24 protein-coding genes and 1 tRNA gene are annotated in these 24086 nt (G+C 56.7%); 10 read left to right on the top strand and 15 right to left on the bottom strand.

What is annotated here, in order from left to right:
* Window positions 1-10: 10 nt before the first annotated feature.
* Entirely contained in the window at window positions 11-1423 is a 1413-nt protein-coding gene (gene cls, locus AC2FFF_RS16710; protein ID WP_281972068.1) for a cardiolipin synthase, read from the top strand.
* Here the strand turns inward: cls and AC2FFF_RS16705 are convergent.
* The gene (locus AC2FFF_RS16705; RefSeq protein WP_142633682.1) at window positions 1420-1854 is read right to left on the bottom strand and encodes an ion channel; all 435 of its coding nucleotides are present in this window, start codon (window positions 1852-1854) and stop codon (window positions 1420-1422) included. The two genes, cls and AC2FFF_RS16705, sit on opposite strands and share 4 nt — an antisense overlap.
* 160 nt (window positions 1855-2014) lie before the next feature.
* Here AC2FFF_RS16705 and AC2FFF_RS16700 point away from each other — a divergent pair, with 160 nt between their 5' ends.
* Genes AC2FFF_RS16700 through AC2FFF_RS16690 form a run of 3 tightly spaced genes read left to right on the top strand, consistent with a single transcriptional unit; the run spans window position 2015 to window position 6103 of the window.
* Window positions 2015-2662, top strand: coding sequence for an ABC transporter ATP-binding protein (locus AC2FFF_RS16700; protein ID WP_281972067.1), 648 nt, complete (start codon window positions 2015-2017; stop codon window positions 2660-2662).
* The gene (locus AC2FFF_RS16695; RefSeq protein WP_496708475.1) at window positions 2659-5073 is read left to right on the top strand and encodes an ABC transporter permease; all 2415 of its coding nucleotides are present in this window, start codon (window positions 2659-2661) and stop codon (window positions 5071-5073) included. Before AC2FFF_RS16700 ends, AC2FFF_RS16695 begins: the two co-directional genes overlap by 4 nt.
* Window positions 5063-6103 (top strand): lipocalin-like domain-containing protein, encoded by a 1041-nt coding sequence (locus AC2FFF_RS16690; protein WP_496750461.1) that lies wholly within the window; start codon window positions 5063-5065, stop codon window positions 6101-6103. Before AC2FFF_RS16695 ends, AC2FFF_RS16690 begins: the two co-directional genes overlap by 11 nt.
* A gap of 1 nt (window position 6104) precedes the next feature.
* Here AC2FFF_RS16690 and AC2FFF_RS16685 read toward each other — a convergent pair whose 3' ends face one another.
* The 4 genes from AC2FFF_RS16685 to AC2FFF_RS16670 form a co-directional block, all read right to left on the bottom strand.
* The gene (locus AC2FFF_RS16685; RefSeq protein WP_496704564.1) at window positions 6105-6536 is read right to left on the bottom strand and encodes a universal stress protein; all 432 of its coding nucleotides are present in this window, start codon (window positions 6534-6536) and stop codon (window positions 6105-6107) included.
* The gene (locus AC2FFF_RS16680) at window positions 6533-9142 is read right to left on the bottom strand and encodes a TRAP transporter permease (RefSeq protein ID WP_496707788.1); all 2610 of its coding nucleotides are present in this window, start codon (window positions 9140-9142) and stop codon (window positions 6533-6535) included. The genes AC2FFF_RS16685 and AC2FFF_RS16680 overlap by 4 nt, the downstream gene beginning before the upstream one ends.
* Window positions 9143-9243: 101 nt before the next feature.
* Complete coding sequence (locus AC2FFF_RS16675) at window positions 9244-10212, bottom strand: TAXI family TRAP transporter solute-binding subunit (protein ID WP_142633669.1); 969 nt, start codon at window positions 10210-10212, stop codon at window positions 9244-9246.
* 398 nt (window positions 10213-10610) lie between these two features.
* Window positions 10611-10696, bottom strand: a tRNA-Leu gene (locus AC2FFF_RS16670).
* A gap of 145 nt (window positions 10697-10841) precedes the next feature.
* Here AC2FFF_RS16670 and AC2FFF_RS16665 point away from each other — a divergent pair.
* Together AC2FFF_RS16665 and AC2FFF_RS16660 are read left to right on the top strand one after the other, a co-directional pair.
* On the top strand, window positions 10842-11420 hold the full coding sequence (locus tag AC2FFF_RS16665) for a YqaA family protein (RefSeq protein WP_142633667.1): 579 nt from the start codon (window positions 10842-10844) through the stop codon (window positions 11418-11420).
* On the top strand, window positions 11417-11884 hold the full coding sequence (locus AC2FFF_RS16660; RefSeq protein WP_271947233.1) for a disulfide bond formation protein B: 468 nt from the start codon (window positions 11417-11419) through the stop codon (window positions 11882-11884). Before AC2FFF_RS16665 ends, AC2FFF_RS16660 begins: the two co-directional genes overlap by 4 nt.
* Here the strand turns inward: AC2FFF_RS16660 and AC2FFF_RS16655 are convergent.
* Window positions 11881-12468: an HNH endonuclease gene (locus tag AC2FFF_RS16655; protein WP_142633663.1), complete on the bottom strand. Its 588-nt coding sequence runs from the start codon at window positions 12466-12468 to the stop codon at window positions 11881-11883. The two genes, AC2FFF_RS16660 and AC2FFF_RS16655, sit on opposite strands and share 4 nt — an antisense overlap.
* Window positions 12469-12678: 210 nt before the next feature.
* Here AC2FFF_RS16655 and AC2FFF_RS16650 point away from each other — a divergent pair, with 210 nt between their 5' ends.
* Together AC2FFF_RS16650 and AC2FFF_RS16645 are read left to right on the top strand one after the other, a co-directional pair.
* Complete coding sequence (locus AC2FFF_RS16650; protein WP_142633661.1) at window positions 12679-13284, top strand: pseudouridine synthase; 606 nt, start codon at window positions 12679-12681, stop codon at window positions 13282-13284.
* Window positions 13285-13315: 31 nt separating this feature from the next.
* Complete coding sequence (locus tag AC2FFF_RS16645) at window positions 13316-13741, top strand: VOC family protein (RefSeq protein ID WP_281972060.1); 426 nt, start codon at window positions 13316-13318, stop codon at window positions 13739-13741.
* A gap of 2 nt (window positions 13742-13743) precedes the next feature.
* Here AC2FFF_RS16645 and AC2FFF_RS16640 read toward each other — a convergent pair whose 3' ends face one another.
* From AC2FFF_RS16640 to AC2FFF_RS16625, 4 genes are read right to left on the bottom strand one after another with little or no spacing between them, the layout of a single operon-like run.
* Window positions 13744-14046 carry a putative quinol monooxygenase gene (locus AC2FFF_RS16640; protein WP_281972059.1) on the bottom strand — a complete coding sequence of 101 codons (303 nt, stop codon included), beginning with the start codon at window positions 14044-14046 and terminating at the stop codon, window positions 13744-13746.
* The gene (locus AC2FFF_RS16635; protein WP_281972058.1) at window positions 14040-14543 is read right to left on the bottom strand and encodes a GNAT family N-acetyltransferase; all 504 of its coding nucleotides are present in this window, start codon (window positions 14541-14543) and stop codon (window positions 14040-14042) included. Before AC2FFF_RS16635 ends, AC2FFF_RS16640 begins: the two co-directional genes overlap by 7 nt.
* A gap of 3 nt (window positions 14544-14546) precedes the next feature.
* Entirely contained in the window at window positions 14547-15212 is a 666-nt protein-coding gene (locus AC2FFF_RS16630) for an alpha/beta hydrolase (protein WP_142633653.1), read from the bottom strand.
* Window positions 15209-15841, bottom strand: coding sequence for a DNA-3-methyladenine glycosylase family protein (locus AC2FFF_RS16625; RefSeq protein ID WP_281972057.1), 633 nt, complete (start codon window positions 15839-15841; stop codon window positions 15209-15211). The genes AC2FFF_RS16630 and AC2FFF_RS16625 overlap by 4 nt, the downstream gene beginning before the upstream one ends.
* Window positions 15842-15937: 96 nt before the next feature.
* Here AC2FFF_RS16625 and AC2FFF_RS16620 point away from each other — a divergent pair, with 96 nt between their 5' ends.
* Window positions 15938-17164, top strand: coding sequence for an MFS transporter (locus AC2FFF_RS16620; protein ID WP_281972056.1), 1227 nt, complete (start codon window positions 15938-15940; stop codon window positions 17162-17164).
* A gap of 3 nt (window positions 17165-17167) precedes the next feature.
* Here the strand turns inward: AC2FFF_RS16620 and AC2FFF_RS16615 are convergent, their stop codons facing one another.
* From AC2FFF_RS16615 to AC2FFF_RS16600, 4 genes are all read right to left on the bottom strand, one after another.
* Entirely contained in the window at window positions 17168-17995 is an 828-nt protein-coding gene (locus tag AC2FFF_RS16615; protein ID WP_281972055.1) for a squalene/phytoene synthase family protein, read from the bottom strand.
* Window positions 17947-19581: a citramalate synthase gene (cimA, locus tag AC2FFF_RS16610; protein WP_281972054.1), complete on the bottom strand. Its 1635-nt coding sequence runs from the start codon at window positions 19579-19581 to the stop codon at window positions 17947-17949. Before cimA ends, AC2FFF_RS16615 begins: the two co-directional genes overlap by 49 nt.
* The gene (gene cysS, locus AC2FFF_RS16605; RefSeq protein ID WP_281972053.1) at window positions 19578-20978 is read right to left on the bottom strand and encodes a cysteine--tRNA ligase; all 1401 of its coding nucleotides are present in this window, start codon (window positions 20976-20978) and stop codon (window positions 19578-19580) included. The genes cimA and cysS overlap by 4 nt, the downstream gene beginning before the upstream one ends.
* Before the next feature lie 318 nt (window positions 20979-21296).
* Window positions 21297-21809, bottom strand: coding sequence for an outer membrane protein (locus tag AC2FFF_RS16600; RefSeq protein ID WP_142633643.1), 513 nt, complete (start codon window positions 21807-21809; stop codon window positions 21297-21299).
* 409 nt (window positions 21810-22218) lie between these two features.
* Here AC2FFF_RS16600 and AC2FFF_RS16595 point away from each other — a divergent pair, with 409 nt between their 5' ends.
* Window positions 22219-23763, top strand: coding sequence for a trimethylamine methyltransferase family protein (locus AC2FFF_RS16595; RefSeq protein WP_281972052.1), 1545 nt, complete (start codon window positions 22219-22221; stop codon window positions 23761-23763).
* 53 nt (window positions 23764-23816) lie between these two features.
* Here the strand turns inward: AC2FFF_RS16595 and AC2FFF_RS16590 are convergent, their stop codons facing one another.
* Complete coding sequence (locus AC2FFF_RS16590) at window positions 23817-24062, bottom strand: EF-hand domain-containing protein (protein ID WP_281972051.1); 246 nt, start codon at window positions 24060-24062, stop codon at window positions 23817-23819.
* Window positions 24063-24086 lie beyond the last annotated feature (24 nt).

Raw genomic sequence — 24086 nt, 5'->3', positions numbered from 1 at the left:
CGAATCCTCCATGCTGACACTCTTTGTTTCCCTCTTTGTCCTATGTTTGTACCTGACTGCCGCGGTCTTTTCGATACGCGCCGCTCAAACAGCGCGCACACCGCAGGGTGCCGTGGGATGGGTGGTCTTTTTGATCTCGGCGCCGATAGCTGGCGTACCGCTGTACTTGTTTCTGGGACATCATCGTTTTCGCGGGTATCGCCTGGCCCGAAAGCACGCTGAGACTGTTGTCGAAGGGATAAAAAGCTTTGCGGATTTTTCGCGCCCAGATCCGGGCATGATCACGATCAATCCGCTCCCTTTCGAAGAGCTTGCGCATCTTCCCATATCACGCGGCAACGGTGCAGATTTGCTTGTCGATGGGCAGGCAACCTTTGACGCTATCTTTCAGGCTATCGACGCGGCTCAGGACTATGTGCTTGTCCAGTTCTACATCGTGCGTGATGACGGATTGGGGCGGCAACTGCAAAGCAAACTGATCGCTGCCGCAGAGCGCGGCGTGCAAGTTCGCTTTATGACCGACGCCGTGGGCAGTTATGGCCTACCGACAAGCTACATCACGTCGCTGCGCGCGGCGGGAATTCACGTTGCCGGTCAGCATGAAAAGCGCCATCCAGGACAGCGATTTCAACTAAACTATCGCAATCACAGGAAAACGGTGATCATAGACGGTGAGATCGGCTTTATCGGCGGCCACAATGTCGGCGACGAATATCTCGGTCAGTCCGCAAAGTTCGGACATTGGCGGGACACACACATAAGGCTGACTGGACATATCGTGCGCCAACTACAACTGATCTTTACAGAGGACTGGTACTGGGCGCATCAAGAAGACCTGATAGATCGACTGGCCTGGGCGGGTCAGGAATCTGATCAGGACATGAACGCCCTTCTCGTCGCCACAGGTCCGGGGGACGAAACCGAAACCGGCGCCATGATGTTCTTTTCTGCAATCACGGAAGCAAAGGAACGATTGTGGATCGCATCCCCCTATTTCGTTCCTGATATCGACATCATGACCGCACTACGCCACGCCGCAATGCGCGGGGTAGATGTTCGCATTCTGGTTCCCGACGTGATTGATCACCGCTTGCCTTGGCTGGCGGCCTTTGCCTATTTCGACGAGATCAGGGAATGCGGCGCGCGGGTCTACCGGTACACTGATGGATTCATGCATCAAAAAGTATTTCTGGTGGACGACACTCTGACCGCTGTTGGCACTACCAATCTGGACAACCGTTCTTTCCGCCTGAATTTTGAGGCGATGGCCCTGTTCTTTGACAAGGACGCGGCCCATGCGGTTCACAACATGCTGCTAATGGACTTTGAATCCAGCTATGAGCTGGACAAAACCTTGCCCGAACAACCGGCCTATATTCGGTTCGGCTCGCCTCTGGCGCGGTTGTTCGCACCAATCCTTTAAAGGATCGACTCTTCCTGCAACACCCGCGACATGACCGCGACCAAAAAGGCTGTGGACAGCCCAAATGCCAAAAGACCGGTGACCGACGCAAATGCACCAAAGATGCGCAGCCCCTCTCCTAACACAATGTCGCCGTAACCCAGCGTAGTGAACGTCACCAAGGAAAAATACAGCGCCGAATTCCAGTCTGCCAAAACATCCCCGAACACCCAGACAATCGCCCAAAGCCAAACCTGAAAGGTATGGATCATCACGATAAAAATCAGTGCGATACAGAGCGGACTGGCGATTGTGACAAACCTTTTGCTTTTTTCCAGTTTGATCGACATTACGCGGATGATCTGCATGCACCAGGTCAGCAGGGCAATTTCGATCAAAAAGCAGATACCCAAATAAACGCTTCCCCAGATAATCTGCTCGGATAAGGTCACCGGCGCCCATCCCCTCTGTTTTTAAGTCTCGTCACAATCGCTTCAAATGCAGGATTGGGCAACCCTGCGTCTGCGACGAATGGAAACGATAGCGCCATTGAACTGGACACCGCTTCGGTCGGCTGCAAATTGTGAGTGGCAGAATACAGGGCGCCTATGAATGCTGCTTAAAATAACTGATGTCCATAAATCATATGCAAACGGTCGACCGATTTTGAACGGAGTATCTCTGTCGTTGGACCATGGCCAAACGCTTGCCCTAACCGGGGAAAGTGGCAGTGGCAAAAGCACGCTTCTAAATCTCGCAGGTGCGCTGGACATATTCGATGCGGGCGAAATCTCACTGGGCGGAACCAACCTGTCCAAACTAGACGATACCGGGCGCGCAGCCCTTCGGCGCGAGCGTGTGGCGCTGGTATTCCAACAGTTCAATCTGATCCCGTCGTTGACGGTCGGCCAAAACCTGTCCTTCCATGCCCGGCTTGCCAGTAAACATGATCCGGACTGGTGCGATCATCTTGCTGACAAACTGGGATTGCGGGACCTGCTGGACCGCTTTCCCGAGAACCTGTCAGGCGGCCAGCAGCAACGCGTTGCCATCGGACGCGCCCTTGCGCCGCGCCCCAGTCTTTTGCTCGCGGATGAACCAACAGGAAATCTGGATGAGGTCGCAAGTACCAATGTATTGGATTTGATGCTTGCGCTGGTCGCCGAAACCAGCGCAGCCCTGCTTTTGGTGACACATTCGCAGGACATAGCAGCCCGTCTGGACCAACAGGTCCGCCTGTCCGGCGGTCATATCTCGTGACTTTGGCCGTCATACAGGCGTTGGTGTCGCACTGGCGTGCCCATTGGCTTCAGCTGTTAACCTTGTTGAGCGGCATTGCGCTTGCGACCGGGCTATGGTCGGCAGTTCAAGCCATAAATTCCGAGGCCCGGGCAAGCTATCAACGGGCCAATGATCAACTCTCATTTGGTCAATACGATGAATTGCACGCCACCTCGGGGAATTTGACGATCGACCATTATGTCAGCTTGCGTCGGGCTGGCTGGCAGGTCGCTGCGGTGCTTGAGGGTCGTTGGCGCCATAGCGGGCGCAATCTGCAGGTCATGGGGGTCGACATGGTCGCCTTTCCACCCCTACCGGCCCTCAGCCGTTTGGAACAAAGCGATACGCCGCCCGATCCCGCAGACATGCTGACCGCGCCCGGCAGGATACTGGTCGCGCCGAAACTGGCCCAGATTCTGCAGCAGGCCAGCGACCTGCCTCCGATCCTGTCCAGCGACGCTTTGCCGCCTGATCTGGTCTTTACCGATATTGGCGTCGCCGAACAGCTGCTTGACAAAAAGGGCCAGATTTCACGTCTGGTCATTTTGCCCGGTCAGCCCCGGGCGATCCCGCCGCTTGAGCAGATCGCCCCCGATCTGACACGCGTTGCAGCCTCGACCAGATTGGACACGGCGCAACTGACAGAGAGCTTCCACCTCAACCTGTCTGCCTTTGCTCTTTTGTCCTTTGCCGTCGGGCTGTTCATCGTCCATGGCACCGTCGGGCTGGCCTTTGCACAGCGCCGAGCAATTATCAGAACAATACGTGCGCTGGGCGTTCCGATGCGTCAGATCGTATGGATCATTCTGGGCGAACTTTCGCTGCTGGCCCTGATTGGAGGGGGCGCCGGTCTGGTACTGGGTTTCCTGCTGGCCGGGGCCTTGCTGCCCGACGTGGCATCGACCCTACGCGGGTTGTATGGTGCACCAGTTGAAGGTCAGCTTTCGCTTCAACTGCACTGGGTTCTCGCGGGCTTGGCCATGGCCCTGTTTGGAACGCTGTTGGCCAGCTCTCAGGCTTTGTTCCGATTGGCTCGGCTGCCGCTGTTATCCAGCCCGGGTCCGCAGGCCTGGCGGGGGGATGACACTGCAACCAAAAGATTGGCTCTGATCGGAGTATTCCTGATTGGGTTGGGGATCGTTTCAATCTTTGTGGCCGACGGTTTGGTCGCAGGGTTCGTGCTGGTTGCCGGAATCCTGACGGGTTCTGCGTTGATTTTACCGTTTCTCTTGCTGATCGCAGTAACCGGACTTCAGAAGCTACAGAACGGTCCGGTCAGACAATGGGTATTCGCCGACATGCAGGCGCAACTGCCCGGTCTCTCTTTGGCCCTGATGGCATTGATGTTGGCATTGGCCGCAAATATCGGCGTTGGAACCATGGTGTCGAGTTTCCGGCTGACATTTACTGGGTGGCTTGACCAACGACTGACATCAGAACTGTACATAACCGCAGCCGACGAACAACAGGCGCAGGACATCAAGAAATGGCTGCTGCCTCAGGTCGACGCCGTTTTGCCGATCCGCAGCGTCGAGCTGGCGCACGGAAGCGGCCCCTTGTTTCTTTACGGGGTGGTGAACAATCCGGTTTATCAAGAAAACTGGCCGCTGATCGCCTCAGTGCCCGGAGTATGGGATCAGGTGATGTCCGGAACCGCCGTTCTGATCAACGAACAGCTTGCGCGCAGATCCAGTCTGTGGCCCGGAGATCAAATCACGCTCCGCCCGGGTCACAAGCTGGTCATTGCAGGGGTCTATTCTGATTATGGCAATCCAACCGGACAGGCCATCGTGTCGATGGAGCTTTTGGAAGATATCGCACCCAATACCGAGGAACGGCGATATGGCGTTCGCATGCCCCCTGATCAGGCCAGCGATGTTGCCGAAAGGCTTCGGGCGGAATTTGACCTTCCTCCGCAGGCAGTCGTTCATCAAGCAGACATGAAGGCCCGATCCACGGAAATCTTCGAAGACACATTTGTGGTGACCTCTGCGCTGAATATCCTGACGCTCGGGGTTGCTGGATTTGCAATTCTGACCAGCCTGCTGACGCTTTGGACACAACGGCTGCCTCAGATCGCACCGGTCTGGGCGCTTGGCCTGACGCGGGCGCAACTGGCGCGGTTTGAACTGACGCAGAGCGTGCTTCTCGCCTCTCTGACCGCCGCGCTGGCCTTGCCGCTTGGGTTAGTTCTGGCCTGGACGTTGCTGACGGTCATCAATGTCGAGGCGTTTGGCTGGCGGTTACCAATGTACCTATTCCCAAGCGACTGGTTCTATCTATTTCTTCTGACCTTACTGGCCGCTGTTATCGCCGCTGCGGTTCCAGCCCTTCGGTTGCTGAGCATCCCGCCTGCCGAGTTGTTAAGAGTGTTTGCCAATGAACGCTAAAGTCTGGTTCCTAATTCTGGCCCTGCTATTGCCCGCCCAACTTCGGGCGCAGGGCTTTGCCGGTCTTGGAGGTGAGGCCGACGGGTTCGACGTCCCCCAGCTTGGGTATCAGTTGAGCTTTCCGCAGGATCACGGTCCCCATCCCACTTTCAAGATCGAATGGTGGTATCTGACCGCGAACCTGAAAGGAGAAGACGGGCGCGATTACGGAGTACAATGGACTTTGTTCCGCTCGGCGCTGAAACCCTATGAAGAGCAATCCTGGCAAAGTCCGCAGTTGTGGTTGGGCCATGCCGCCTTGACCACCCCTGATGCCCATTACTTTGCTGAACGCCTGTCGCGGGGCGGTATCGGTCAGGCCGGGGTAACCGCCACCCCATTCGAAGCCTGGATCGACGAATGGTACATGCGCGGACCCGACTTTAATGCGCTGAAGATTAGGGCCAACGGTTCTGAGTTCGGATACGATCTGTCAATGCGCGCAACGGGGCCTTTGGTCTTTCACGGGGATGCCGGGTATTCGGTCAAGTCTACGCAGGGGCAGGCAAGTCATTACTATTCACAGCCGTTTTTCGACCTGACAGGCACAGTGCATCTGCCGGATGGGGATGTTGCTGTAACCGGACAGGGTTGGCTGGATCGGGAATGGTCCTCTCAGCCCTTGGCCGAGGATCAAAGCGGATGGGATTGGTTCTCGCTCAGCTTTGAAGGCGGCGATAAGTTAATGGCCTTTCGCCTGCGCGGAGAGGCTGAGGATTTCACCTCTGCCACGTGGATCGGCAAGGATGGCGAAACCACCGCGCTTGCCGATGGCTCTGTTTCTTTTGAACCGCTTCAGACCGCCCATGTCGCTGACCGGGATATCCCGATTGAATGGCGTGTCACACTCCCCGCCCGCGGGGTGGATGTTGTCGTCAGCGCCCTGACACCCAAAGCCTGGATGGCAACGCGCTTTGCCTATTGGGAGGGGCCCGTTACGGCCTCAGGCACCCATTCAGGCCGTGGCTATCTTGAAATGACCGGGTATTAGATCATCGCACCACGTAGACCGAGACTGTCGAATGCCGCACGACGCGCGCAGCATTCGGACCCAGCAGGTAATCCTTGAAGTCCGGCTTATGTGCGCCGATGACGATCAGGTCGGACCCTGCGCCTTCTGCCGTCTTCAGGATCTCTTGGTAGGCCGTGCCCGTGGCCACCACATGGCGGATCTTTTCATTGCGCTCACTGCCCAATGTTGATGCGCACAGCTCGGTCAGTTGTTTCTGCGCCTCAGCCAAAGCCTTTTCATGGAAATCCGCCTGGAAAAAGCCGGACACCCAGCTTTCTCCAAAATCCGGCAGAACGCTGACCACATCCAGCTGCGCCCCCTCCAAATCGGCCAATGCAGCGGCCTTTTGAAGGACCGGGCCATCAATTTTGCCATTGCTGATATCAACAGCACACAGAACAGAACGTGTCATGCAGGCACCCCTTGTCTGGCGGCACGGCCGCGTTGCAGGAAGGCGATCAGACCCAACAGGATCATCGCCGGGATATAGACCAGCTGCTTAGGTGGCTGGCTTGACGGCAGGCTGACCGAGGTCAGGCGCACGGCCTCATCCCCGTAATAGTCGAAGATGCTCAGATCATCGGCAACAGGCGCGCCGAACAGCGGCTCTTCCAGCTTGATCAGACCGTCCTCTTCGATCAGCAGTAGACCCATCGCATCAACCCGTGCAGGACCGCCGTCTTCGTCGCCGACAGAGACGACAACCGTGGTATCCACCATCTCAAGCGTGTCGAAATCCGGGCCGCTGATGACCAGACGCACCTCGGTTCCGGGCGGTGTTTCCCCGATCGTTTCGGTGAAAGCTGCCGGTTCAACGGTCTGATATGGGGGTGAAATCCTGTCCATAAAGTAATCCGGACGGAATAGTGCGAAAGCAACCGCGACCAAGGCAACGCTTTCATAGATCCGGCTGCGGGTCAGGAAGTAGCCCATCGTGCCCGCCGTAAAGACAAGGATCGCTATCGTCGCAAATATCGCAACGATTATCCCTTCGACCCAGGTCACATCAATCAACAGAAGGTCTGTGTTGAAGATGAAGACAAACGGCAACGCGACCGTGCGCAGGCTATAGAAGAAGGCGATGAATCCGGTCTTGATCGCATCGCCCCCCGATACAGCCGCAGCCGCGAAACTGGCCAGCCCCACGGGCGGTGTCACATCCGCCATGATGCCAAAGTAGAAGACGAACAGATGCACCGCGATCAGCGGCACAATCAGCCCGCTCTGCGCGCCCAGCTCCACGACCACACCGGCCATCAAAGAACTGACGACGATATAGTTCGCAGTGGTCGGCAGGCCCATGCCCAGGATCAGGCTGAGGATACCGACCATGATCAGCATCAGGATCAGATTGCCACCCGACAGGAACTCGACCAGATCGGCCATCACCTGGCCCACACCGGTCAGGGTCACGGTACCAACGATCACACCCGCCGTGGCCGTCGCCAGCGCGATACCGATCATGTTGCGCGCGCCGTCGATCATGCCCTGCCACAGATCCGCGACACCGTCGATGAACGCGTTGTAGAGGTTGCTTTGCCCCCGGAACATCGCCTTCAGCGGTTTCTGCGTCAGCAGGATCACAAACAGCAAGGACGTGGCCCAAAAGGCCGAAAGACCGGGCGATTTCTGTTCAATCATCAGGAAATAGACCAGCACGATGATCGGCAGAAGGTAGTGCAGGCCCGCCTTGTAGATCTCGCTAATGACCGGCAGCGTCACCTCTTTGGCATTCGGGTCATCGGGTTCCAGATCGGGCACCTGTGCGGCCAGGTACAGCAGCGCCACGTAAATTGCGCAGATGATCAGGCTGAGGACCAGACCGGCCGAGTTCGGCATCCAATTTGTCACTGCTTCCACAGGGAATTGAGAGCCATAGCAGAGCCCAGCAAAGACAATGAAGAACGAGAACATACCAACCACGGTACGTGCCAGTTTCACTTCGCGGTCGCCCAACGTGGGCATGTTCCGCTTTACGGCTTCGAGATGCACGATATAGACCAAAGCAATGTACGAGATCGCCGCTGGCAGGAAGGCGTGGGTGATCACCTCGACATAGGAAATTCCCACATATTCTACCATCAAGAAGGCTGCAGCGCCCATGACGGGTGGCATGATCTGCCCGTTCACCGAAGAGGCAACCTCGACCGAACCTGCCTGTTCGCTGCTGAACCCAACGCGTTTCATCAATGGAATGGTGAAGGTACCAGTGGTCACAACGTTTGCGATGGACGAGCCCGAGATCAGGCCGGTCGCAGCTGAGCCCACAACCGCCGCCTTGGCGGGGCCGCCGCGCAGGTGACCCAGCGCGCCAAAGGCCATCTTGATGAAATAGTTCCCTGCCCCGGCCTTATCCAGCAAGGCGCCAAACAGAACGAACAGGAATACAAACTTGGTCGAAACACCCAAGGCGATTCCGAACACGCCCTCGGAGGTGATCCACATATGGCTCATCGCCTTTTTCAGGCTGGCGCCCTTCCAGCGGATGACTTCGGGCACCCATTCGGATGATCCAAAGAAGACATAGGCCAAAAAGATCGTCGCAATAATCGCCATCGCCGGGCCAAGCGCGCGGCGCGCGGCCTCGAACAACAGTAATAGCCCACCCAGGGCGATCCATTTGTCTGTATCGTCTGCCAGCCCTCCGGCATCAACGATCTTGGTGTAGAAGAAATATCCGTACAGCGCCACAAACGCGCCCAGCAGCCCCATGATCCAATCATGCACAGGGATATAATCCCGTGGGCTGGATTTCAGCGCCGGATAGGCTGCAAAGGCCAGAAACATCGCAAAGGCCAGGTGAAACTGACGCGAATTGTTAACCACGCTGCCGGGCAACACATAGTTCGCCAGAGGCGAAGCAAGTACGACCTGAAAGATCGACCAGATCGCCGCCACGATCGCAAGGAAAACGCCTACATTCCCAACCGGATTACGCCCTCCGGCATCTGAAGATGCGACCAGATCCTGTAGTTCTTCTTCGGATAGCGGGCGGTTCGATTGTGTCTCGGAACTCATGAAAATGTCTCCCCGTCGTGGCCATTTGCGGCCTTCTGAATCACCCGCTTGATACGGGTTTTGTGCGGGGCGCCCGACGGGCACCCCGCGTCAGGTCTGGCTTATTGAATCCAGCCTTTTTCTTTATAGTACTTCTCGGCACCCGGATGCAGCGGAGCTGACAAGCCGTCCGCGATCATCTCTTCGGGCTTGAGGTTGGCAAATGCCGGGTGAAGCTTTTTGAAGTCATCAAAGTTCTCGAAAACCGAGCTGACAACCGCATAAACCGCATCATCCGACACGTCCGCCGAAGTCACGAAGGTCGCGCCAACGCCGAATGTCGCGGTATCACCATCCGACCCGCGGTACATGCCGCCGGGAATAGTAGCTGTACGGTAGAACGAGTTGTCGTTGACCAGCTTGTCCACGGCCTCGCCGCTGACATTGACCAGAACCGAGTCGCAAGCCGTGGTGGCTTCTTGAATCGAGCCCGAGGGGTGACCCACGGTATAGACCATTGCGTCAATCTGGTTGTCGCAAAGCGCCGCAGACTGTTCCGCCGCCTTCAACTCGGTCGCCAGTTCGAAATCGTCAGTGGACCAGCCCATTTCGCCCAGCAGAACCTCCATGGTGCCACGCTGACCGGAACCGGGGTTACCGATATTTACGCGCTTGCCTTTCAGGTCTTCGAAATTGGTCACACCGGAATCGGCACGGGCCACAACGGTAAACGGTTCGGGGTGAACCGAGAAGACGGCGCGCAGGTTTTCAAACGGGCCCGCCTCTTCGAATTTCGAGCTGCCGTTATAGGCATGGTACTGCCAGTCGGACTGCGCAACACCAAACTCCAGCTCGCCTTCGCGAATGGTGTTGATGTTGTACACGGAACCGCCGGTCGATTCGACCGAGCAGCGCACACCATGTTCCTTACGCCCTTTGTTGACCAGACGACAGATTGCACCGCCAGTTGGGTAATACACCCCGGTCACGCCACCTGTGCCGATCGTGATAAACTCTTCGGCATAGGCCGCAGGCGCCATCAGAGCCGCCGTGACAACCGCGCCGAGGCTAAGCTTGCTGCTGTTTTTCATAAGTGAACTCCCATTATTTTTCTGGTGGGAGACACATCAAAGCGCCGGATAAATGGCCCTGCGATATGCAACAACGCCCGCTATGCAGCAGGCATATCTTTGATTTTTCAGAATCTCCCAACCCGTAAGAGGTTTCATTCTGAGCATTAGCTTGTCAAGGCCAGCAGGTCACCAAAGCAGGCGTATCCTCAGATTTGACAAGCCCTCCTGAATTTTCCCCGCCTTTGACGCTTTTCTTGCGCATCTGCCCCGCAGTGACCGCAAACAAATCCAATTATGCGCTTTTGACATCGGGAATTCTGACCAGAACGCGAACGTGTGAGTTGGGAATGCGAGCAATTAGAACTGCCGGAAAGAAAAAACAGAAGGCAGGTTCCCCTAACCCTCTGTTTTTACTTTGGTACCCAAGGCCGGACTCGAACCGGCACGGTATCACTACCGGGGGATTTTGAATCCCCTGCGTCTACCATTCCGCCACTTGGGCCACGGACACTGAATTAGCGTTCAAAATCGAGAAGGTCCAGAGGCAAAAAACACCCTGATTGAGGAATGTTCCAGCCTGCAAGGTTGACGGCCTGCGGGGCGCATGATTTGGCTTACCCAACACATGTACAGGGAAATTGCACCTGATGCTGCGACCTCTTTATGACTGGACCATTCGCCTGGCAGAACACCCGAATGCCTTGTGGGCGCTGGCTATTGTTTCCTTCATCGAAAGCTCTTTCTTTCCGATACCGCCGGACGTTCTGATGATTCCCATGATCCTTGCCCGACCCTCCCGGGCCTGGCTGATTGCTTCTGTTGCACTGGTAGCTTCGGTTTTGGGCGGAATGTTAGGCTATGCAATCGGCGCGTTCTTTTATGAAAGCCTCGGCCAGCCCATCCTTGAATCCATGGGCAAAGCCCACGCCATGGAAGAGTTCAACACACGGTTCAATGACTTTGGTTTCTGGGCTGTTCTGGCCGCTGGGGTTACGCCTTTTCCCTATAAGGTCATCACCATCATGTCCGGCTGGACAGGGATGCCCCTGGGCACCTTCATTGCCACCTCGATTCTGGCCCGAGCGATCCGGTTCTTCATCGTCGCAGGTTTGCTTTGGGGCTTCGGAGAGCCGATCCGCAGCTTTATAGAAAAGCGGCTGGGCCTTATGTTTACCCTGTTCATCATCCTTCTGTTCGGCGGGTTCCTAGCGGTGAGATTCCTATGACAAGACGAAATTTACTGGTCCTGGTTGCCACGTTTGGATCTGTAGCATTGCTGCTTGGGGCCTTTGCGTTTCAGTATCTCGGCGGGCTTCCACCCTGCAAAATGTGCATCTGGCAACGCTATCCGCATGCTGTCGCCATCCTGATCGGTGCTGCGGCGCTTGCGCTACCTCGGCTGGCGATCCTCCCTCTTTTAGGCGTCATGGCGGCGCTGACCACTGCGGTCATTGGTGTCTATCACGCTGGTGTAGAACGCGGTTTGTGGGAAGGTCCGTCAAGCTGCACATCAAGCAGCATCGGCGGTCTGTCGGCAGAAGAACTGCTGGATCAGATCATGTCGGCACCACTGGTACGCTGTGATGATATTCCATGGGAGTTATTTGGTGTTTCCATGGCCGGATGGAATGCCGCTTTGTCTTTCGTTCTGGTTCTGCTCTGGTTCGCCGCGTGGCGTGAAGGCCGTTAGAGCTCGTCCAGTTCCGCATCCCAATAGAGAAAGTCGATCCAACTGTCATGCAGGTGGTTCGGTGGGAATTTTCGTCCAACGTTGCGCAAAGCCTCGGCATCTGGCTGCCGCGGAGGCTTGCGCAATGTCATTCCTGCTTGCCGCAGTGATTTAGACCCTTTGCGCAAGTTACATGGGCTACAGGCCGCAACAACGTTCTGCCAGCTTGTCACCCCGCCCGCCGCGCGCGGGATCACGTGATCAAAGGTCAGATCCCCACGGCTGCCACAGTATTGGCAGCGGAATTCATCCCTCAGAAATAAATTAAAGCGCGTGAAGGCCACGCGCTTTCTGGGTTTTACATAATCTTTCAGCACAACGACCGAGGGTATTCGTATTTCGGTGCTCGGGCTTCGGACAACTTCGTCATATTCGGCGACGATATCCACCCTGTCCAGCCAGGCAGCTTTTATGGCCTCCTGCCACGGCCAGAGCGATAGTGGATAGTAGGACAAGGGGCGGTAATCGGCGTTCAAAACCAATGCCGGATGATGCTTGAGCGCACCGGGTTCCCTGACAAATTCGGTCCTGAAGTCTCCGTCCATATCAGAATCGCTCCACGCTCTGCTCTGCCTATTTTGACATCAGAGCGGAGAACCCCCGCCCCGGCCTTAGCTTTACTATATATCGTGTTAAAGCTCTGACAAGCCCTGAGTTTCCACAATATCTCGGGGATTGAGTATTCCGAATCCGTAACAGGCCGATGACAGTTATCCACAGGTTGCACCAATTCGATCGCCGGGCTATGGCGGGTAATGTCCTGGTTCATCCGCTTCAATAAACCATTCGATGTATTGCCACAGTTCACGGATCGCGCGAATGCGGAGTCTCCACGCAGGACGCTGTCGGATTTCATTGATCTGCCGGATGTGTATCCGGCCGGGCGATTGGACCGCGATAGCGAAGGTTTGATGCTGTTGACCGACAATGGTCGCCTTCAGGCGCAGATAGCCGATCCCAAGCATAAAATGGCTAAGACCTATTGGGTGCAGGTCGAAGGAGAGCCAGACGCCTCCGCCCTAAAAGCCCTGCGCGATGGTGTTGAGCTGAAGGAGGGCTTGACCCGCCCTGCCAAGGCGCGATTGATGGATCAGCCCGAGGCATTATGGCCGCGCGACCCGCCGATCAGAGTGCGGCAGACGGTGTCGGATTGTTGGGTCGAACTGGTCCTTCGAGAAGGTCGAAACAGGCAAGTGCGCCGGATGACGGCGGCCGTTGGGCACCCGACCCTTCGACTGATCCGCGCCCGGATTGGCGACTGGACATTGGACGGGCTTGAGCCGGGGCAATGGGATAGCCTATCTATGCCTGCCCTTGCGCCATCTTCTTCGCGCAAACGGGACCGGCGCCCACGTCGGTGACCGAAACGCCTATTTGTGATAGGATAGAGGAATGAAGGTATCACCTGACATTCCGCAGCCAACCGGCCTTTTAGAAGCGTCACTTTATGTCGACGACCTGGATGCTGCAGAGCATTTCTATGGGGACGTTCTGGCGCTTGAGCAAATCCAGCGTGCCGCCAACCGGCATGTGTTCTACAAGGTGGGTGGTTCAGTGTTGCTGCTATTCAATGCGGCAGAGACCGAAAAACCTCCGGACAACCCGCGCCTGCCTGTTCCCGCCCATGGCGCCCAAGGTCCGGGTCATGCCTGCTTTGGCATGGCGCGCGCGCAAATCGCGGTGATGCGAAAACATCTTATAGACTGGAACGTGCCCGTAGACGCTGAATTTGAATGGCCGAACGGAGTACTGTCTTTATACGTTCGCGACCCGTCCGGGAATTCCATCGAATTCGCCGAGCCTTCCTTATGGGACTAGGATCACCGCAGCGGTTTCTTGTCACCTCCCGTGATCCGATAGATTAGACTTTCAGTCACTCCGACCTTGCCTAGCACCGCCTGAAATGTTGCCATGTGCGGTGTGGCAAAATGCGCCTCGAGCGCGGCCTGACTTTCCCATTCTTCGTAGATCCGAAACCGATTGGCATGACCCAGAATCTGGCTGAATTCATAGACCGTGCAGCCTGCTTCCTTCACCGTCTCGGCAACCATTTCCTGCGCAGCTTTTCTGGCAGCCTCGACACCTTCCGACGTAATTTCGATAGTTCCGGTTACGATCAGCATGGTATCTCCAATCTCAGATCAATCCGTTTGGTAATCCTATCGACCGGCGTGCCGTCACGAAGGGGCACACCAAAATCAACCGAGTAATCTTGGAATCCCATCTTCTCGTAATAGTTCAGGCCCATCCGGTTATCAGCCCTTATTGTCGCGCTGATGGAACCGAGCCCAACCCCTACGGCAAATTTGGCGGTTTCTTCAAACAAGGCACGCCCTGCCCCCTTCAAAACCGGTTCGCGGCGGGTGAAGGTCGCAATGTCAGCACAATCGTCGGGCAGTGCGTCATTCACCCCAAGCCATTGAAACCCGGCAACCTCACCTTGCGCGTCCATCGCCACATGGCTGCAAATCTTATCGAGACCCAATAGATAACTCTGCGCAAACTGCGCCTCGGAGAAAGGGGTTTCGAACGCAGTCGTACCACCAATGGCGATGATCTGGTTGAGCAAATCGCAAGCTGCTGCGACATCCTCGGGCATCATGGGGCGGACCGCAATCATCGCTTAAAGGCTCAGCTTGTCACGCATGAAAGCCAGTGCGACGCTAAGACCATCCGGGGCAATACCGTGGCCGGTGCCCTTCATGACATGGGCATAGACCTCTTTGAACTCAGCCGCTTGCAGGGCCTCGGCGGCTTCGGGCAAGGATTGTGGCGGCACGACGTCATCGGCGTCGCCATGTACCAGTAGGACCGGCATGCGGCTGACTGTTTCATCCGGCAGCAGATCGGGTTCCAGAAGGCGTCCTGAAATGGCTACTATCCCGGCCACTGGGTCCTCGCGGCGCGGGGCGACATGCAGGCTCATCATCGTGCCTTGCGAAAATCCGAACAGAACAACCTGCTCGGGCAGAACGTCTTCGTCCACCATCAACGCATCGAGGAAAGCGTCGAAGTCATCCGCCGCCATTTCCATCCCGCGGCGCGATTCTTCTTCGGAAGAGCCATCAATCCACGGGATCGGAAACCATTGAAACCCGTTGGGCATACCCGGGATCTGCTCGGGCGCGTCAGGGGCAACGAACAGAGTGTCCGGTAGATGCTCACCTAACACATCGGCCAGCCCCAGCAAGTCGGCCCCGTTGGCGCCATAGCCATGCACGAACACCACGACCGAGCGCGTATCGCCCGAAACCGGCTCTTTTCGGAGCGCATTCAAAACCCGTGTCATCTGATCCCTTCTCGTTCTTTTGCGACCCGGTAATAGGCCCACAACACCCGCGCTGCAACCGACCGCCAGGGTGACCACGCTTCGGCCATCTGGCGCAGTTCTTTATCCGTAGGTCGCTTGGGTAAATCATAGAGGATGCGCGCGGCCTCTTGCAGCGCAAGGTCGCCCGGCGCAATCACATCGGCACGACCCAGAGAAAACATCGCGTAAATCTCGGCAGTCCAGACGCCTATGCCTGATACTTCGGTCAGGATCGCCACAACATCCTCATCAGGTGCGTCGCGTAACGCTTTGTAATCAATACGAGCCTCCGCAAGCGCCCGGGCATATCTGATCTTTTGGCGGCTTAGGCCCACCGCGCGCAAATCCTCATCCATGGCCCACATGATTTTGCGTGGACCGGTCAACTTTGCATCCTGCAGGCGTTTCCATATGGCATTGGCCGAGGCCACGCTGACCTGTTGGCTGACGATCGCGCTGAGCAGCTGGGCAAACCCGTCAGGTTTACGGCGCAGCGGCAAAGGCCCGGTCTGGTCCATCGCATAGGCCATGCGCGGACAGGTCTCGGCCAGCCACTTGGCCCCCTCGGCCACGCAATCGGGGGTTTCAATGATACGTCCGACGGACATGCGCGCTCCGGCAAATTGGTCAGCAGCACGTTAGGGTGCTTTGTCGCAGATGCAACCGTCTTGTATGACCCTGCTTTCATCGCTACGCATTGGCGCATGACAATGACACCCACGATCCCGGATAACAGTCAGGCCAAGCGTAATGTCGCTGTTCTGGTCGCAGCTCAGGCCATTCTGGGATCGCAGATGCCGATGATCTTTATTGTTGGCGGTCTGGCCGGGCAGTCGCTGGCCACCAATGCCTGTCTAGCAACCCTGCCCATCTCGCTGATCGTGCTGGGGTCAATGCTGGCGGCAACACCGATTTCGGCCATAATGCAACGCTGGGGACGGCGCGCAGGGTTTCTGGTTGGGGCAACGGCAGGTGCCTGCGGGGGGCTGGTTGGGGCCTACGGTTTGTATCTGGCCTCGTTCCCGGTCTTCCTGGCGGGCAGTCTGCTGACCGGCATCTATATGAGCGCGCACGGATTCTATCGCTTTGCCGCCGCGGACACAGCCTCGGACGCCTTTCGCCCTAAGGCAATCTCATACGTCATGGCCGGCGGTCTGGCCGCCGCGCTCATTGGCCCCCAAATCGTTAAGCTGACCTCAACCGCCTATGTGATCCCATTCCTGGGCACCTATCTGGCGGTGATTGTGCTCAACATTCTGGGTTCGGTCTTGTTTTTCTTTCTGGACATCCCCACGCCTGCAAAAGCCGCTGAGGGGGGCCCGACCGGACGCACCCGGCTTGAGATGCTAAAGACGCCGCGCATCGCCGTGGCCATCATCTGCGCAATGGTTTCTTATGCGTTGATGAATCTGGTCATGACATCCACTCCGCTGGCAGTGGTTGGTTGTGGCTACACAGCCAATGACGCGGCAGATGTGGTCTCTTTTCACGTTCTCGCCATGTACATCCCCAGTTTCTTCACCGGCCAGTTGATTGCCCGTTTCGGCGTCGAAAAGATCGTAGCTCTTGGTCTGGCAATCCTTGCCGGTGCTGGCGTTGTCGCCTTGCAAGGGGTTGAGCTCGAAAACTTCTTCATCGCTCTGATCTTGCTGGGCGTCGGTTGGAATTTTGGCTTTATTGGCGCGACCACCATGTTGGCGGCATCGCATGACATCAACGAGCGTGGCCGTATGCAGGGTCTGAACGACCTGCTGGTATTCGGTGGCGTCACACTGGCTTCACTTGCTTCGGGTGGGTTAATGAACTGCTCTGGCGGCTCACCGGTTGAAGGCTGGACCGCGGTAAACCTTGCCATGGTTCCATTGTTGACTCTGGCCGGGGGCGCATTGCTTTGGTTGGTTCTGCGCCCGTCCGATCCCGAAACGGTCTGAGGTCTACCAGCGACCCCGGACCACCTTCCACATCAGGGAAACCCGGCGCCGAACCTCACCCTGCATCAAATTCCCTGCGGCCACGCGATCTGGCTGAGCAATCGCCTTGCGCAACACCCATTCAGATTGCCAACCCGCCAAAAGCGCCGGGCGCGCCTCTGGTGAAATCGCCAGACGCTGTCCCTGTGCGCGCCGCAACCGGTTCAGAGCCTTTTGCGCCAGATCGCGCACTGCATCGGGTGTTCCATCCAACAAAGGAATACGCCCGCGCGCCTCAAGATCCGGGATTGCGCGCAACCAGTTCGCCACGCCAACGGCATAGCCGAACTCTCGTAACACAGGCTCATCGGCCTCACCCAAAGATTGCGCCGACGCCACCATCAAACTGGCCGAGCTGTGATTTAGGTAGGCCTCGAAATGGGCCTCGTCCTCAAAAGGATCGCGATAGATATCCCAGCGCCTTACGGCCACGTATTCATCCAGCATCACCGCCAGATGTGGGGAAAGAACCTGCGATAACGGCGTCACGACCTCATGTCGACGCACAGTCGGACCTTCAGCAATTTCCTGCAATGCATCGCGCCACCATTGCAGGCGCATTTCGGCAATCATCGCCTCTTGCGTGACCCAGGGCGCTCGGGCGACCTCGACATTCAGGGCATAGATCGGAAACAGAACCGAACGTGCGGCAACCGGCGCGGCCATCGCCGCCATGAACCGGTCCGGATCGGCGCGATGCACCAATGCAGCACAAGCCTTCAGATCGTCATTGAACTGCACCGTCACTCGGCCACCACCGCCCGAGGACGGCAATCCCGTACAAGCTTCCATTGGATCGCATCCAATAGGGCCTCAAACGACGCATCCACTATGTTCGCGCTGACCCCGACAGTTGACCAGCGCCGCCCCTGCCCATCTTCGCTGTCGATGATGACCCGCGTCACGGCCTCGGTTCCGCCTTGGGTGATCCGCACCTTGAAATCGACCAGATGCATGTCGTCCAATATCCGCGAATATTGCCCCAGATCCTTGGCCAGAGCCTTGGCCAAAGCGTTCACCGGACCCCGGTCGCTGCCATCTTCGTCCAGAGATTCACTGACCGACAGCTTCTTTTCCCCGTCGACCTTCACCACGACAACCGCCTCGGACAGGCTGACCATCTTGTCATACTTGTTCTTCCGCCGCTCAACCGTGACCTTATAGCGTTTGACCTCGAAAAAAGCGGGCAACTGGCCCAGCTCATCGCGCGCCAACAGCTCAAAACTGGCCTGGGCGGTGTCATAAGAATAGCCTTCGGCCTCGCGCTGCTTGATCCGGTCAAGAATGCGCCCCAGCGCCGGATCACCACTTTCCACGCTCAGGCCGGCCTCAGTCAGGCGTTTACGCAGATTCGACTGCCCCGCCTGGTTCGACATCGGGATGATCCGTGCATTGCCGACAGTCGCCGGATCGACATGTTCGTATGTCGACGGATCCTTCAGGATCGCGCTGGCATGCAGCCCCGCCTTATGCGCAAAAGCAGACGCCCCCACATAGGCCGCCTGCTTGCTGGGCACCCGGTTCAGGATTTCGTCCAACATACGGCTGACCCGAGTCAGACCCGCCAAGGCCTCGACGCTGACCCCAATATCAAACTGCGACACATAAGGTTCTTTCAGCAGCAAAGTGGGGATCAAAGCCGTCAGATTTGCATTCCCGCAGCGTTCGCCCAACCCGTTCAGGGTTCCCTGAACCTGACGCACGCCCGCATCCACAGCAGCGAGCGAGCACGCAATCGCGTTTTCCGTGTCATTATGAGTATGAATGCCCAAACGATCACCTGGCAAACCTGCGGCAATCACCTCGGATACAACCCGCGACACTTCACCGGGCAATGCGCCCCCATTGGTGTCACACAGAACAACCCAGCGAGCTCCGGCCTCTAAAGCGGCCTTGCAAACCTGGACCGCATATCCGGGATTGTCTCTGTAGCCGTCAAAGAAATGCTCAGCGTCAAAAAGCGCCTCACGCCCCTGCGCCACGATATGCGCAACCGAGGCGCGCACGTTCTCGACATTCTCCTCCAGAGTGATCCCCAGCGCCTGGGTCACATGGTAATCATGCGACTTGCCCACAAGACACACTGCCTTCGTGCCAGCGTTCATCACCGCCGCAAGAACATCGTCATTCTCAGCCGACCGACCCGCGCGTTTGGTCATCCCAAAAGCGGTCAACCGCGCCGCAGTTTTCGGCGCGGCATCAAAAAACGCACTGTCAGTCGGGTTCGCACCGGGCCAACCACCTTCGATGTAATCCACACCCAACTCGTCCAGCGCCTGCGCGATCTGCACCTTCTCAGCGGTCGAGAACTGCACGCCCTGCGTCTGCTGCCCATCGCGCAAGGTGGTGTCGTAGAGGTAGAGGCGAGTTTTTGTCATAACACTCCCTCCAACTTGGTGAGGTCAAAGCCGGTACCAGGAACCAACTCTACACCTTCTTTGCTCATCCGCACTTCAAGGCCAGCGGCCACATATACTGCTTTCAGGCGATCCACCTCTGAGAAATCCTTGCTCTGCATCGCCCCGGCCCGCGCTTCTGCAAGTCTATCCGCATACGACCCTAAATCCACTGAGGCCAGATCGGCCCATGCACCCATTTCGGGCATCAACAGACCCATAACCTGGGCGCCAGCCAACAGGCTTGCATGGTCACCTTCGGACGCCAACCGGTATAGCTCGGTGATGGCGCCCGCTGTGTTCAGATCATCGCTCAGCGCAGCGATGACCGCGGGCGCCGCGCTGGCGGCGGGCTCGATGCCTGATGTCAGCGCCCGCCACTTGCGCAGCGTTGCTTCCGCTTCACGTGCCTTTTTCTCTGTCCAGTCCATCGGTTTGCGATAATGCGTCTGCAAAAAGACAAAGCGGATCACCTCACCGGGCACACCCTGCTCCAGAAGATCGTGCACGGTAAAGAAGTTGCCCAGCGATTTGGACATTTTCTTGCCTTCGACCTGCAACATCTCATTGTGCAGCCAAACGCGCGCAAACTCGCTATGCGGGTGGGCGCATTTGCTCTGGGCGATCTCGTTTTCATGGTGCGGGAACATCAAATCGTTGCCACCACCATGAATGTCAAAGCTCTCACCCAACAGCTCATAGCTCATGGCCGAGCATTCGATATGCCAACCCGGACGCCCTCGGCCCCAAGGAGACTCCCACCCGGGCAACTCGTCGGTAGACGGCTTCCACAGAACGAAATCCATCGGGTTCTTCTTATACGGCGCAACTTCGACCCGGGCACCCGCGATCATGTCATCCACGGACCGACCGGACAGGGCTCCGTACTGCTCTTTCCAACTGTCCACCGCGAACAGAACATGCCCTTCGGCCGCATAGGCGTGACCCTTGACAATCAGATCCTCGATCATCGCGACCATCTGCGCGATGAATTCAGTGGCGCGCGGCATATGATCGGGCTGTAGCGCGCCAAGCTCACCCATGTCGCGCAGATACCAGCCGATGGTCTCATCTGACCGTTCCTTCACCAACTCTTCCAACGTCCCCGCGGCCCCCGCCTTTTGGCGTTCCAGGGCGGTCGCGTTGATCTTGTCATCCACATCGGTGAAATTGCGCACATAGGTCACATGATCTGCGCCATAAACATGCCGCAGCAAACGATAGAGCACATCAAACACGACCACGGGCCGCGCGTTACCCAGATGGGCAAGGTCATAGACGGTAGGTCCACAGACATACATCCGCACATTGTCGGCGCTGATCGGAACGAAATCCTCTTTTGTCCGTGTCCGTGTGTTGTGCAGTTTGATCGTCTTCATCTGTCGGCTCCTAAGAACGGCATAGCGTCTCGCGTTGGCGCGGGCTTAGCAACTTGTCTCAGGGAAGAAAACGAAAGAAACCGGCCCGCTTGAAAAATCAGCAGGTAATGCAGCAGATAATGATGCAGGTCATCCGGTTCATGGATCATCCTCTAGCACGGCTATCCCGCCGCGCCAAGCCTTACGTTCTATCATGACCAGGGAGTGATTGGCGAACGCCTTGAATTGGAATAGGAAATTGACGCCATGTTCCGCAAGCACCTGACCTTCTTGGTCGTGAATTCGGCAGCTCAGATCAGATTCAATCTGGAAATCTTGCTAGAACCGGAATGTCGTACGCAGGTTGAACACATTCGAATCCAGCCCCCCATTCGATCGGGTAACGTCATTGAAATTCTGGCGCAGCGCCTCACCGCTGATGACGAAATTATTGCCAATCGGATAAGCGACACCAATGCCATAAACCGCTGCGGTATCGTTTTCGACCGTAGAATCCACGCGCGCCGCACCGATAACTACATATCCCAACGCATTACCGAAATCGTATCCGCCGCGCAGTTTCAGCCGGGTCATGCTATCCAGACTGCCTTCGCCCTGACCAAGATTCAGCGACAGCCGGTTATACTCAAGCTCACCACCCAACACGAACTTGCCGAAATCAAAGTCATACCCGAGATGAGGACCAAAGCTGGTGTCGCTGCCGCTTGAACCATTCGGCCCGTCTGCATCAGCATAGCCAAAGCTGAATCCCGCATAGGCACCGCTCCAATCCTCGGCCAAAGCCGGTGAGAAGCCGGATGTCGCCAGAGCAACAATTAATGCGATATGCACCTTCCTACGATTCACCAAAAACCTTTCAGCAATGCTTTCGAGTATTCAGATCAATTTGCTACAAACTGGGCCGCATTCGTTAAAAAAGTGTTTAGCCTAGTGGCCCAATTCAAGTAAGCACAGGAATTATAGCAGATTTCGACCGCCTCGGGGAAAAATATCTTTAGGCAACAATCACTTGAGAATTTGCTTCGCTTTTCGGCATCAAGGTCGCAAATAGAACAGATAATGCCGTTCTGAATTGGAACACTGCGGCCACTGGATGAGGAACCAAATGCAGAACGAATTTTGGAAAATCCAACTGATCAGCCGCACAATTGGCGCGGATCGGGGACGTGCTGCCAGGGGGCGGCCGTCAGGCTTTTTGTAAGGCCTCTCAAAATACGTTTCTCACTACTGGATCCTAAACATGAACGACCAACCCCGTAACTCTTCCCGCAGTGGCGGACGTGCTGCGCGTCGTGCTGCCCGCGCATCTGCTCTGCCTGATCATCTGCGCCCTATCCGCCCGGGAATGGAGGGCGGACGCTACAAGCCACTGACTCAGCCACAAGTCGAACGCATTCACGAGGCCGCGCTGCAGGCGCTTGAAACCATAGGTCTGGCGGATGCTCCGCAAAGCGGGATCGACTATCTGGTTGGCGCGGGCTGCACACTTGGCGACGACGGACGCATCCGGTTTCCGCGCGCGCTGGTTGAAGACACCATTGCCAAAGCCAACCGCTCGGTCACATTGTTCAGCCGGGATGGTCAAACTGACCTGGAATTGTCGGGGGCAAAGGTTCACTATGGGACCGCCGGTGCCGCTGTCAGTATGGTTGAAGTCAATGGCCGCGAATACCGCGATTCGACTGTGCAGGACCTGCACGATGCCGCGCGGATTTGCCAACAGCTGGACAACATCCATTTTGTCCAGCGCCCGATGGTTTGTCGCGATATTTCCGACAATCTCGAGATGGACCTGAACACGATTTACGCTTGTAGTTCTGGTACTTACAAGCATATCGGCACATCGTTCACCGATCCTAGTTATGTCGCGCCAGCGATGGAACTAATCCACATGATCGCAGGCGGTGAAGACAAGTGGCGCGAGCGGCCATTCATCTCGAACTCGAACTGCTTTGTCGTACCGCCCATGAAGTTTGCCACAGAAAGCTGTCAGGTGATGGAGGAATGCATCAAGGCAGGAATGCCTGTTCTTCTTCTTTCGGCCGGAATGGCAGGTGCAACTGCTCCGTCCACAATCGCAGGCGCCATTGCCCAGGCGACAGCAGAATGTCTTGCCGGTTTGGTTTATGTAAATGCCGTAAAGCCAGGTGCACCGGCGATTTTTGGAACCTGGCCCTTTGGGTTGGACCTTCGGACAGGCGCCATGTCCGTAGGATCAGGTGAACAGGCTCTGCTCAGCGCAGGCTGTGCCCAAATGCACAAGTTTTATGATCTGCCAGGCGGAGCCGCCGCAGGCGCGTCGGATTCCAAATTGCCCGATATGCAAGCGGGATGGGAGCAGATGTGCTCGAACGTCATGGTCGGCTTGTCGGGCCTGAATATGGTTTATGAATCCGCCGGGATGCACTCGTCTCTGTTGGGTTTTTGCTTTGAAAGCTTGATCTTAGGGGATGATCTTATCGGACAGGCGATGCGCTGCGTCCGCGGGATCGAAGTATCTGACGAAACACTGGCATTGGATCAGATGGCCGAGGTTTGCCTTGGTGGGCCCGGTCACTATTTGGGAACCGATGCCACACTTGGGCGCATGCAGGCCGATTATGTGTATCCCGCACATGGAGATCGAACGTCTCCGAAAGAATGGGTCGAGCTTGGCAAACCTGACTTGATCGAAAAAGCGACCGCGCGAAAACTGGAAATCCTGTCGACCTCTTCTCCGGCACAGTTCGATCCGGCATTGGATGCGCAGATTCGCAGTAAATTCAACATTCACCTACCCAGATAAACACTTAGAAAGGCGGCCAGAATTTTCGTCTGGCCGCCTTGATAATTTGTTGATCAGCCGTTTGTAGATGGCAGCAACCCGGCTTCCTGCGCGATTGCAATTTCATCCTGATCCAGCGCGCCGTCGCCATTTGCATCCATTGCTGCAAATCCGTTTGCATCAACGTCTGGCACGACGGCCTGAACTTCTTCGATTGTCAGAACGCCGTCCCCATTGGTATCCGCCGCAGACTGCGCGACAGCCAAAGTCGGCAGAGCAAAAGCAAGTGTGGAAAATGTGACCAGAGTATTCAGTTTCATTGTGATGCCTCCTGATAGAGTTTG

It is taken from the genome of Ruegeria sp. YTSA226, assembly GCF_059609905.1.
Note: the sequence above shows the minus strand (reverse complement) of the source record. Positions and strands in the feature narration are given on the sequence as shown.